This window comes from Brachybacterium sp. SYSU DS0246 (assembly GCF_059391765.1).
On the sequence record NZ_JBZXYT010000032.1, the window covers coordinates 1 to 11,291 of the forward strand.

General features: G+C 68.7%; 9 protein-coding genes. 5 read left to right on the forward strand and 4 right to left on the reverse strand.

Annotated features, from left to right (window positions below):
• The first annotated feature begins 191 nt into the window (after positions 1–191).
• Positions 192–620: a hypothetical protein gene (locus tag AC5020_RS14160; RefSeq protein WP_464988742.1), complete on the forward strand. Its 429-nt coding sequence runs from the start codon at positions 192–194 to the stop codon at positions 618–620.
• 200 nt (positions 621–820) lie between these two features.
• Positions 821–1,597, forward strand: coding sequence for a transposase (locus AC5020_RS14165; RefSeq protein ID WP_464988743.1), 777 nt, complete (start codon positions 821–823; stop codon positions 1,595–1,597).
• Positions 1,598–1,719: 122 nt separating this feature from the next.
• Here AC5020_RS14165 and AC5020_RS14170 read toward each other — a convergent pair whose 3' ends face one another.
• The 4 genes from AC5020_RS14170 to AC5020_RS14185 all read right to left on the reverse strand — a co-directional run bounded on the left by AC5020_RS14170 (position 1,720) and on the right by AC5020_RS14185 (position 6,802).
• Positions 1,720–3,012 carry a mannitol dehydrogenase family protein gene (locus tag AC5020_RS14170; protein WP_464988744.1) on the reverse strand — a complete coding sequence of 431 codons (1,293 nt, stop codon included), beginning with the start codon at positions 3,010–3,012 and terminating at the stop codon, positions 1,720–1,722.
• Positions 3,012–4,454: a glucuronate isomerase gene (gene uxaC, locus AC5020_RS14175; RefSeq protein ID WP_464988745.1), complete on the reverse strand. Its 1,443-nt coding sequence runs from the start codon at positions 4,452–4,454 to the stop codon at positions 3,012–3,014. Before uxaC ends, AC5020_RS14170 begins: the two co-directional genes overlap by 1 nt.
• A gap of 161 nt (positions 4,455–4,615) precedes the next feature.
• Positions 4,616–5,617, reverse strand: a complete 1,002-nt coding sequence (locus AC5020_RS14180; RefSeq protein ID WP_464988746.1) for a LacI family DNA-binding transcriptional regulator — start codon at positions 5,615–5,617, stop codon at positions 4,616–4,618.
• Positions 5,618–5,743: 126 nt separating this feature from the next.
• Positions 5,744–6,802: a LacI family DNA-binding transcriptional regulator gene (locus tag AC5020_RS14185; protein ID WP_464988747.1), complete on the reverse strand. Its 1,059-nt coding sequence runs from the start codon at positions 6,800–6,802 to the stop codon at positions 5,744–5,746.
• 288 nt (positions 6,803–7,090) lie between these two features.
• Here AC5020_RS14185 and AC5020_RS14190 point away from each other — a divergent pair, with 288 nt between their 5' ends.
• Genes AC5020_RS14190 through AC5020_RS14200 form a run of 3 tightly spaced genes read left to right on the forward strand, consistent with a single transcriptional unit; the run spans position 7,091 to position 11,290 of the window.
• Positions 7,091–9,106, forward strand: a complete 2,016-nt coding sequence (locus tag AC5020_RS14190; protein ID WP_464988748.1) for an ABC transporter substrate-binding protein — start codon at positions 7,091–7,093, stop codon at positions 9,104–9,106.
• A gap of 31 nt (positions 9,107–9,137) precedes the next feature.
• Entirely contained in the window at positions 9,138–10,139 is a 1,002-nt protein-coding gene (locus tag AC5020_RS14195; RefSeq protein ID WP_464988749.1) for an ABC transporter permease, read from the forward strand.
• Positions 10,136–11,290, forward strand: coding sequence for an ABC transporter permease (locus AC5020_RS14200; protein ID WP_464988750.1), 1,155 nt, complete (start codon positions 10,136–10,138; stop codon positions 11,288–11,290). Before AC5020_RS14195 ends, AC5020_RS14200 begins: the two co-directional genes overlap by 4 nt.
• The last annotated feature ends 1 nt before the right edge of the window (position 11,291 follow it).

Below are 11,291 nucleotides of genomic sequence, written 5' to 3' on the forward strand. Positions count from 1 at the left end.
CGACGCCGTCCTCACCTTCCGCAGAAACACCATCCCATTAGTGTGTCACCCCGGCCAACCGCGAGCCCCTCACCAGCACGAACACCAGCTGAACCACCAGATCCTCGCTCAAGAGGTCCAACTCAGGTCAGGCTGGCTGTGAGTCATGGAGGCGTAGCCGCGGTGTGGCCGCGTCAGGAGAGGAGAAGCCCGTGTCGATCAGCCCCGGCTATACCGAGGACGAGATCCGTGAGATGGTTTACCACTACGAGTGCCTTCCTCACGGCGCGAAGTTGGAGTGGGTGAAAGCGCAGCCCTTCTCGTTAGGTGAACTTCGCCGCTGGCGTCGCTCTGTTCATGAAGGAGATCTGTCTCGAGGTTTGATTCCTCGTGATGACATCAGTCCTTCAACCTCGATCAAGGAGCGTAGGCGAATGGCGCACGAACACTCCCTTCGAAACACTGAGAAGCGAGTCTGTGAACTCGAAGACGAGAACAAGCGTCTGCGAGAGGCGAATGATGCTCTGGGAAAAGCTATCGGGCTTCTGCACAATTACAGCGCGCAGAGGCCAGACGGCAGCCCGGAAGCGACGAGTCCCGACGGTTCCTCCACCACGAAAACCAGCTCGTCAGAGAGCTGACAAGACTTTACGGTTCTCAGCGACAAGCTCTGAAGCTGACCGGCTTGGGTCGGAGCACGTGGCATTACCGGATTAACCCGCGTCCGCCCAAAGTCTCTCCCATCCATCAACGCGAGCGTCATTACCCCAATCGGGTCTCCACAGAGGAGCGCGAGGCGATCAGCTCGCGCATAGACACCGCTCGCGGCGAAGGACTCTCGGTGCAGCAGGCGTACTACAGCACCTGGGACGAGGGGCGCATGCACGGCAGCCAGAGCACCTGGCATCGCGTCGGAGGCAAGCTCACCGGTCCACCAGACGTCGGGGCCGGCACTTCGAACCGCCCCCGGAACTCGAGGCAGCTACCGGTCGTCGTGGCATCTGGGCCCGGGCAGGCGTGGAGCTGGGACATCACCGAGTTGAAATCAACCTACTCGCGCATCACCTTCAAAATGTACTCGGTTATTGACATCTTTTCCCGGTATCGCATCGCGAGTCGAGTTGAGTTCGACTCGGCAGGATGTCACGCCGTTGAAATGTTTACCGAAGCCATCGCAAGGGAGGGTGCCCCTCGAGTGATCCACTCAGACAACGGTGGGACAATGAAGTCAACCGCGCTCATGAACCTTTTCGATGAGCACGGCATCGGGGCCAGCAATAGTCGGCCATATGTCTCCAATGACAACCCGTACTCTGAGGCCGAGTTCAGCACAATGAAAAGCCGCTCGTCATACCCGGAGTATTTCGAGAGCTTGCAGAACGCTCGTGAGTTCGACCACGCATATACCGTGTGGGTGAACAATCAGCAGTACCACTCTGGCGTCGCCCACTTCACGCCGTCGCAAGTGCACTTTGGTACATGGCGCACAGTGTGGGCAAGGCGCGAAGCGACCCTACAGCGGTACTACGAGTCCCATCCCGAGCGCTTCCGAGCAAAACCCAAAACGCCGTCCCCACCAGCTACGGTCGGGATCAACCACCTCGTGCAAACAGCCTGACCCAGAACAGCCACTGACTCCAACCAGCTTGACAACGCCCGTCAGCTACATGTTCGTGCCAGACGACTGGAAACAGGGCCGGGCCGGCCGGGGCCAACGGCCCAGAACTGGTGCTGGCCGGGTCAGGGGCGCGGGAGGCGGATCTCCTGGTCGAGGACGGCGGGTACCAGCGGGTCGTCGGCGGCGACGTCGAGCAGGGCCAGCAGGGCGGTGACCCGCTCCGCGTCCTTGTCGAGCTGCGCAGCGGCCGCGATCTCGTCGGCCCGGGGGTCCTTGACCTCCTCGCCGGCGCGGATCCGCTCGGTGACCCAGGCGGTCCAGGCGGCCACGGCCGCGACCTCGCCGGGGGCCTGCTCCGGGCCCCCGCGCTCGGCGATCACGGGCAGGGCGCGCACCGTCAGCTTGGCCGACCCGTCGGCCGCGATACGGATCAGGTTGTCCGCCAGGCGCGGGTTACGGAAGCGCTCCTCGAGGGCCGCTGTGTAGGCATCGAGGTCGGTCGGCGGCAGCGGCAGCGTGGAGCGGGCCTCGTCCCAGAGCCGCTCGACCAGGGCGCGCACCTCGCGGTGACCGATCGCCTCGTCCACCCGGTCGCAGCCGGCGAGCTGGCCGGCGTAGGCCATCAGGGTGTGGGCGCCGTTGAGCAGGCGCAGCTTGCGCAGCTCGTGCTGGCCGATGTCGTCGGTGAACTGGACGCCGGCCTTCTCCCATTCGGGGCGACGGCCGCGGAAGCGGTCCTCGAGCACCCACTCGGTGAAGGGCTCGGTGACCACCGGAACCGTGTCCGGCAGCCCCGTGCGCTCCAGCACGAGGTCCCCGGCGGCGTCATCGGCCGACGGGGTGATCCGGTCGACCATCGAGGAGATGACATCGACGTGGTCCTCGAACCAGGAGCGGGTCTCCTCGTCGGTCGCGGCGAGCACGGCCGCGCGCAGGACCTCGCCGTTGCCGCTGAGGTTGTCGCAGGAGACCAGCGCGATGGGCTCGGTGACGCCGGCCTCGCGGCGGGCCTTCAGGCCCAGGGCGATCCGGGCGGGGACGGACACTGCCGGGTCGGTGCCGGCGGCGTAGCCCTTCTCGGTGATGGTCAGGGTGACCACGCCGGTGAAGGGATCGGCCAGCAGGCGCACCAGGGCGTCGACGTCGTCGGCGGGGTAGGTCTGGTCGATGACGTCGACGATGCTCACCTCGTCGCCCTCGGCGCCGCGGACGATCAGGCCGTAGCGGCCGCCCTGGGCGTTCAGGGCGTCGGCCATGGCGGCGGAGCGGCCGGTGAAGGCGCTGACCGACCAGTTGCCGGCGCGCTGGGTGGCGACCAGGGTGTGGGCGCGCGCGAAGTTGCCGATGCCGAGGTGGACCAGGCGGCCCTCGTCGGTCGCGGCGGCGGCGCCGGTGGCGGGGATGGGCTGGGGCATCAGGAGGGGTCCTCTCCAGCGGCCGGTCCGAGACGGAAGACGCCCCGGGGCTGCTGCTCGGGCAGGGTCACGGCGAGCTCGGCGGCGTCCTCGTGGCGCATCCGGTGCTCGGCGACCAGGCCGGCGAGGTGGGTGGCGTCCAGCCGGCGGGCCATGTCGTGCCGGGCCGGGATCGAGCAGAACGCGCGGGTGTCGTCGATGAAACCGCTGGTGCGAGAGTATCCGATGGTCTCGGAGACGGCGCGGCGGTACCGCAGGATCGCGTCGGGGGCATCGATGAACCACCACGGGGCGCCGGCGTAGACGGAGGGGTACACGCCGGCCAGCGGGGCGATCTCGCGGGAGAAGACGGTCTCGTCGATCGTGAACAGCACGGTGCGGAAGTTCGGACTGAGGCCGACGTCGTTGAGCATCGGGGCCAGGGAGTGGACGTAGTCCACCGGCACCGGGATGTCGAAGCCGACGTCGGGCCCGAACCGCTCGAAGGTGGCCTGGTGGTGATTGCGGAGGACGGCGGGGTGGATCGTCAGCACCAGGCCGTCGTCGGCGGCCAGGCGCGCCTGGTCGGCCAGCAGGTGGCGGCGCAGGGCGACGGCGGAGTCCTCGTCGATGCGGCCCTCGCGGGCGGCGGTGTAGAGGCGGCGGGCCTCGTTCTCCTCCAGCCGCGCGGTGCCGGGGTCGATGTGGGCGTGGTCCGAGGAGACGGCGCCGTGGTCGCGGAAGTACTCGCGGCGGATGCGCATCGCCTCGTAGTGGCCGTCGTACGTGCTCGTGTCCACGCCGGCCGCGGCACCGAGGACGTCGGTGAGCTGGACGAAATCTGCCCGCGCCGGCTCGAGGTACTTGTCCGGCCGGAAGGTGGGGATCACGCGGCCGGTGAAGGCGTCGTCGGCGGCGAGCGCGTCGTGGGGGGCGAGGTCGTCGACGGGATCGTCGGTGGTGGCCATGACCGTGATCTGGAATCGGTCGAACAGGGCGCGCGGGCGGAACTCGGGCCGGGTCAGCTTGTCGGCGATCTCGTCGTACATCGCATCGGCCGTGGCCGGGGAGAGCACGGTCTCCAGGCCGAAGACGTCGTGGAACTCGTGCTCCATCCAGTAGCGCGAGGGGGTGCCGGCGAAGGCATGCCAGTGCGTCGCCAGCAGGTGCCAGGCGGCGCGGGAGTCCTTCTCCTCCAGCGGGCCGCGGCCGACCCCGAGGTCCGCGAGGTCGACGCCGCGGGCGTGCAGCAGCCGGTTGACGTAGTGGTCCGGGGTGATGAACAGCGAGGTGGGATCGCGGAACGGCTCGTCCTCGAGCAGCAGGCGCGGATCGACGTGGCCGTGCGGCGAGACGATCGGCTGGTCCTTCATCTGCTCGTAGAGGCCGCGCGCGAGGTCCCGGACGGTGGGATCGGCGGGCAGCAGGCGGTCGGGGTGGGGCACGAAGGCGTCGTTGCTCATGGCGCCATGGTGGCGCGGGGCGGCCTCGGGCGGCCCACGGTTGTCATGGGTTGCCGCTGGTCAGGGCATCGGTCAGCGCGGTCCGGCCAGGCCGGACTGCAGGTGCTCCGGCCAGGCCAGTCCGCAGGAGCTCCGGCCAGGCCTGCCAGCAGTCGGCCCGCTCAGGCCTGCCCGCGCGGCCCGGTGGTGCCGCGCGGGACCAGCCGCACCGGCAGCGATCCTTCGACGGGGGTGCGGTGGGCCGACGGGTTCTCGATGCGTCGGATCAGCCGTTCGATGGCGGCGCTGCCCTGGGCGCGCTTGGGGGTGACGACGGTGGTCAGGCCGCCCCCGAGGTAGCGCGAGAGGGGGATGTCGTCGTGACCCATGATCGACAGCTCGGCGGGGATCTTCACCCCGGCGCGCAGCGCGGCGACCAGGAAGCCGAAGGCCACCAGGTCGTTGTAGCAGACCACCGCGTGGGGCAGCTTCTCCCGCAGGTCCTCGAAGGCCTGCTCGCCGCCGGCGATGGTGGGGGCGAACGGGCCGTGGCGATGGACGAGCAGGTCATGGGAGCGGGCGGCGGTGCGGGCCGCGCGCCACCGCTCCCCGTCGGACCACGAGTTCACCGGGCCCGCGACGTAGGTGACGGTGCGGATGCCGTTCTCGGCCAGGTGCGCCATCGCCTGGCCCATGCCGTGCTCGTAGTCGGGGGTGACGGAGTCCAGGCCCGCGACCCGGCGGTTCAGCACCACCACGGGGAGGCGCTTGCTGAGGTGGTTGAGGGTGGCGTCGGAGAGCCGGGTGCCGGAGAGGATGATTCCGTCGACGACGTCGAGGGCGCTCTCGAGGCTGGCGCGCTCGCGGTCCACGTCCTCGACGGTGTCGAGCAGGAGCAGCAGGAAGTCCTGCTCCTGGGCCGCTTCCTGCATCCCGGAGACCAGCTCGGCGAAGTAGGGGTTGGTGAGGTCCGCGATCTCGATGCCCAGACGCTGGTGCCGCACCCCGCGCTCCTGCGTGGCCGGGGCGGTGGTGCGGTAGTCGAGCGCCTTGGCCGAGGCCATCACCTTGGCGTGGGTGGCGGCGCTGACGCGGCCGGGACGGGAGAAGGCCCGCGAGACGGTGGAGGGCGCAACCCCGGCGGCCTTGGCCACGTCGTAGATGGTCACGCGATCGTCCGCCACGTATCCGGCTCCGTTCCTGCCCTCTCGGCACTGCCCGTTCTGAAGAGATCCGCAGGAGACTCTACCGGGGCGGTCGGCAACCAGCGGCAACTGCCCGCGCCGTGGACGCCGACGGGACCGCCGCCCTCAGTGCAGCCGGAGCCTGCGGTACCGGGCGCTGAGCGACGAGGGGGCCACCACCGAGCTGGCGGTGCGCGGGGCGACGGAGGATTCGCGCACGTCCAGGCCGGGTTCGAGGATCAGGTCGCGGTCCTCGTTCCGGCCGTCGGCCCGCTCCTGCAGCAGCCGGATCGCCGAGACGCCCATCTGGTGGCGGGGCTGGCGCACCGAGGTCAGCCGCGGCCGGATCATCTCGGTCTGGCGGGTGCTGTCGTATCCCACCACGCTGATGTCCTCGGGCACGCGCAGGCCGGCATCGACCGCGGCCCCGAGGAAATCGATGGCCACCCCGTCGGTCTCGGCGAACACGGCGGTCGGGGAGTTCTCCTCCTGCAGGATCGAGAACAGCAGGTAGCGGATCGCGGGCTTCAGGGTCTCCACACTGCCGCCCTCGATCTGGAGGTGCCGCTCCAGACCCGCGTCCCGCATCCCCTGGGTGTACCCCTCGGCGCGGAGGCTGCCCTTGGCCAGGTGGGCGATGCGCTCATGGCCCAGGCCCACCAGGTGCTCCACCGCCAGGCGCGCCCCGAGCACGTCGTCGTTGCTGACGACGTCCACGCCGGGAACCGCGCGCTCCGCCTTGCCGACCAGGACGACGGGCGTGCGCTGAGCGGCCTTCTGCAGCATCTCGGCGGGAATGGCCGTGCCGAAGGTGACGATGCCGCGCAGCTTCTCGGCCCTGAGCTCCTCGAACTCGGTGCGCAGGTGCTCGAGGTCGCCGCGCCCGTCGAAGAACATCAGCCGCAGCCCCGCGTCGCCGGCGGCCTCCTCCATCCCGGAGACGACGTCGTGGGAGAAGACGCTGACGATGTCGCGCAGCAGCACGGCGACGGTGCCCGGGGCCGTACGGTTCGGGCCACGACGCACGGCGCGATATCCGATCTCCTCGGCCGCGGCCAGGATCCGGTCGCGGGTCCCCTCCGAGACGCCCGGGCGGTCCCGCAGGGCCAGGGAGACGGCCGTGCTGGAGACGCCTGCCCGCGCGGCGACGTCCTGGAGGGTGAGCTTGCCGGTCTGCTGGGCCATGACTTCGAAGGGTAGCGCCGGCCACCAGCCGCCTCGACGCCGCGAGACCTCGTGACCAGGGCTCTTCCTCGAGCGTTCACCCTCGCGTCACCCTGCGGGAGTGCTCCTCACTGAATTCAGTACTCGCCGGAGCTGAATAAAGCACATATCACACGCCTTCCTCGCGCCCGTTCACCGTGGCCGTGAATCGTGTTCACCGGCCGGACGAATTCGCACCGTACGGTCATCTTCCGAAGATGCCCCGGAGCTCGACGGGGAACGTCGCATGCCTACTCGGAGGAGAATCAGATGGCCATTCCCAGCCGCACCCGCACCCCCGTCGAAATCCGTCGCCGCACCGCTCTCGGGGCCCTGGGAGGAATGGGGCTGGTCGCATTCGCCGGCTGCGCGAACGACTCCGAGGGTTCTGCCTCCGGGGACGTCGAGGCCATCAACGAGGTCGATGAGATCACCTCGGCCGATTCGCTGACCGAGCCGCCCATGCTCGCCGAGCGCGTCGAGGCCGGCGAGCTCCCGCCCGTCGCCGAGCGCATGCCCGAGCTCGCCGACATCATGGTCGAGCCGGTCCACGAGCAGATCGGTGCCTACGGCGGCACCTGGAACTTCCCGACCAAGTCCGCCCAGGAGGGCCCCTGGGACATCGGCAAGCCCACCGAGGAGGCGCTGTTCCGCTTCACCCCCGAGGGTGACGGCGTCGAGCCCAACGTCGCCAAGGGCTTCGACGTCAACGACGACCTCACGGAGTACACGATCCACCTGCGCAAGGGAATGAAGTGGTCCGACGGCCACGCCTTCACCTCGGCGGACGTGATGATGTGGTGGGAGCACATCATGCGCCCGGAGATCTTCGGCCGCAGCGTCTACGACGCCTTCTGGTCCACCGACCCCGCCACCGGCGAGCGGGCGATGGCCGAATTCTCGGCGGTCGACGACCACACCGTCCAGGTCGCCTTCCAGCATCCGCGCCCGATGTTCCTGGAGCGCGTCGCGATCGATGCGAAGTGGATGTTCGCCCCGGCGCACTGGATGGAGGAGGTCCTCGACGAGTTCATCGGCGAGGAGGCGGCGCTGGCCATCGCGAAGGAGCGCGGCTACGAGGACCTCGAGGGCTGGTACGAGTCGGCCTGCTACTACTACTGGTTCTGGTCGGATCGCCCGATGCTGCGCGCCTGGATCCCCACCGAGGACGCCGGCCCCGAGCAGGTCACCTGGGAGCGCAATCCCTACTACTGGAAGACCGATCCCGAGGGCAACCAGCTGCCCTACATCGACGAGCTGTCCCTGGAGACCTACCAGGACCCCAGCCACGTCGAGCTGCAGGTGCTCGAGGGCCACTTCGACATCGCCCAGTTCGAGTTCGGCTCCTTCACCCTGCTGCAGGAGAACGCCGAGAAGGGCGACTACACGGTCGCCCAGTGGGAGACGGCCGACTGGTTCTCCAACGGCATCCAGTTCAACATGGAGCCCGAGGACCAGACCCTGCGCGATCTCTTCCACGACGAGCGGTTCCGCGAGGCCCTCTCGGTCGCCGTGGACCGTGAGGCCCTCTCCGAGCAGCTGACGCTGGGCCTGGGAGCCCCGCAGCAGTCCTCCATCGCCGAGGGCCGTCCCTTCTACCAGGACGGCTGGGCCGAGAAATGGGCGAGCTACGACGTCGACCGCGCAGGCGAGCTGCTGGACGAGCTGGGGCTGACCCGTGAGGGCGACTGGCGCGTCCGCCCCGACGGCGAGCCGCTCCGCCTGGTCATCACCCAGGAGTCGGAGGCGCCGCAGGCCGGCCAGTTCGAGGAGCTGCTCAAGCATCACTTCGAGGAGATCGGCATCCAGATCGATGTGCAGCTGGTCGACCGCGGCCGCTACGGCGATCTGAACGACTCGGGCCGGCTGCAGCTGACCACGCGCGGCGCGATCGGCGGCATCCACCCGATCTTCCGCCCCGACACCGTGGTCCCGCTGCGCGCCGGCACGCCCTGGCACACCCAGTACGGCACCTGGTACGCCTCCGAGGGGGCCGAGGGCGTCGAGCCCACCGGCGACATCATGGAGCTGATCACCATCTATCGGGAGATGTCTGCGCAGACGGACACCGCCCAGATCGACACCTATGCCGAGCAGATCATCCAGCTGCACCAGAAGAACCTCTGGGCGCTCGGCTACACCGGGCCGGTCCCGCGCCTGTTCGCCGTCAGCAACAACATGGCCAACGTGCCCACCGAGACCACCTACGCCGATGAGTTCCGCGACCTCGGCCACGGCCGCCCCGCGCAGTTCACCTTCATCGATCCGGAGGTCGAGACGGCGTGAGGCACGGTGCGCCCGCGCGGAAGGAGCCCAGGTGCTGACGTACATCCTTCGGCGCACCTTGACGATGATTCCGGTGGTGCTGGTCATCTCGGTGATCGTCTTCTGGATCATCCAGCTGCCTCCCGGGGACTATGTCTCCAATCGGGTCCTGGAGCTGCAGCAGGAGGGCGAGCAGCTCAGCCGCGTCGAGCAGCAGGCGCTGCGGGACCGGTACGGCCTGGACGACCCCTGGTACGTGCAGTACCTGGCGTGGATCTGGGGCATCCTCACCCGCGGCGACCTCGGCTACAGCTTCGCCTACTCCCAGCCGGTGCTCGCGGTGATGGAGCGGTACATGGCCACGACCCTGATCGTGGCCGTCGCCTCCATGGCCTTCACCTACCTGGTGGCGGTCCCGATCGGCGTGTACTCCGCCGTGAAGCAGTACTCGCTGGGCGACTACGTCTTCACCACGGTCGGGTTCCTTGGCATGGCGACGCCGAACTTCCTTCTGGCCATCATCCTCATGTATCTGTCCTACGTCTGGTTCGGGGACCCCATGCTGGGCCTGCAGTCCCCGGAGTTCTCGGGCCAGGGCTGGAGCCTGGCGAGGGTGGCGGACATGCTCAGCCACCTGGTGATCCCGGTGGTGGTGATCGGGACCGCCTCGACCTGCGAGCTGATCCGGGTGATGCGCGGGCAGATGCTCGATGAGATGACCAAGCAGCACGTGCTGACCGCCCGCGCCAAGGGCGTCAAGGAGTCCACTAACCTGCGCAAGTACTCGCTGCGGGCCGCGCTGAACCCCATCGTCTCCACCATCGGGTGGTCGCTGACGGCGATCTTCACCGGCTCGACGATCACCGCGATCGTGCTGAACCTGCCCACGCAGGGCCCGGTGATGCTCTCCGCGCTGATGGCCCAGGACATGTACCTCGCGGGCGCCTGGCTGGGGTTCATGGCGATCCTGACGGTGATCGGCACCCTGATCTCCGACATCCTCCTGGCCTGGCTGGACCCCCGCATCCGTGACGAGAGGAGGGCCCTGGCATGAGCGTCATCTCCCCCGCCCTGGGACGGCTCCGCGGCCGTCGTGCACCCTCGCTCGAGGCCGCCGCGGCACGCCGGGAGGACTACTACGCCGCCGGTCAGTGGCGGCTGATGTGGGCGAAGCTCTCCGCGCACCGCCTGGCGCAGATCTCGATGGTGCTGCTGGCGCTGCTGTACCTCGGGGCGATCTTCGCCGGGTTCCTCGCGCCGTATTCGCTGGGCAGCTACGACTCCGACTACGTCGACGCTCCGCCGACGATGATCCACCTCGTCCACGAGGGCCGGTTCGTCGGCCCGTTCGTGTACGGCCTGAGCTTCGAGCGGGACCCCGAGACCCTGCGGCCGATCTTCGTGGCCGACCGCGAGCAGATCCACCAGCTGCAGTTCTTCACGCAGGGCTCGGAGTGGTCCTTCTTCGGGCTGTTCAACTCCAGCCTGCACCTGTTCGGCGCCGAGGGCAGCGGTCGCGTGTTCCTGTTCGGCACCGACAGCCTGGGCCGGGACATCTTCTCCCGGATCCTGCTGGGCTCGCAGGTCTCGCTGACGATCCCGCTGGTCGGCGTGGCGATCAGCTTCGTGCTCGGCATCGTCATCGGCTCGATCGCCGGGTACTTCGGCGGCACCACCGACTTCCTCATCCAGCGCCTCATCGAGATCCTGCGCTCGTTCCCGACGCTGCCGCTGTGGATGGCGCTGGCCGCGGCGATCCCCTCGCGGGTCCCGGTGATCACGATGTTCCTGTACATCACGGTGATCATGGCGTTCATCGAGTGGACCAGCCTGGCCCGGGTGGTGCGCTCGAAGTTCATCTCGCTGAAGCAGGAGGACTACGTGATGGCCGCCCGGGTGGCGGGCGTGCGCCCGCTGAGGATCATCGGCACGCATCTGATCCCGGGCTTCCTCTCCTACCTGGTGGTGGCCGTGACCCTGGCGGTGCCGGGGATGATCATCGGCGAGACCGCGCTGAGCTTCCTGGGCCTGGGCATGCAGGCTCCGGCGACCTCCTGGGGCGTGCTGCTGCAGGAGGCGCAGGACATCACCAACGTGGCGATCTATCCGTGGAAGCTCATCCCGTTGGGCTTCGTCATCATCACGGTGCTCGCCTTCAACTTCCTGGGCGACGGCCTGCGCGATGCCGCCGACCCCCACAAGTGAG

Excerpts from the sequence above, each read along its gene's own strand:
- AC5020_RS14190 (WP_464988748.1), top strand. The coding sequence starts at position 7,091 with ATGGCCATTCCCAGCCGCACCCGCACCCCCGTCGAAATCCGTCGCCGC.
- AC5020_RS14170 (WP_464988744.1), bottom strand. The coding sequence starts at position 3,012 with ATGCCCCAGCCCATCCCCGCCACCGGCGCCGCCGCCGCGACCGACGAG.
- uxaC (WP_464988745.1), bottom strand. The coding sequence starts at position 4,454 with ATGAGCAACGACGCCTTCGTGCCCCACCCCGACCGCCTGCTGCCCGCC.
- AC5020_RS14200 (WP_464988750.1), top strand. The coding sequence starts at position 10,136 with ATGAGCGTCATCTCCCCCGCCCTGGGACGGCTCCGCGGCCGTCGTGCA.
- AC5020_RS14185 (WP_464988747.1), bottom strand. The coding sequence starts at position 6,802 with ATGGCCCAGCAGACCGGCAAGCTCACCCTCCAGGACGTCGCCGCGCGG.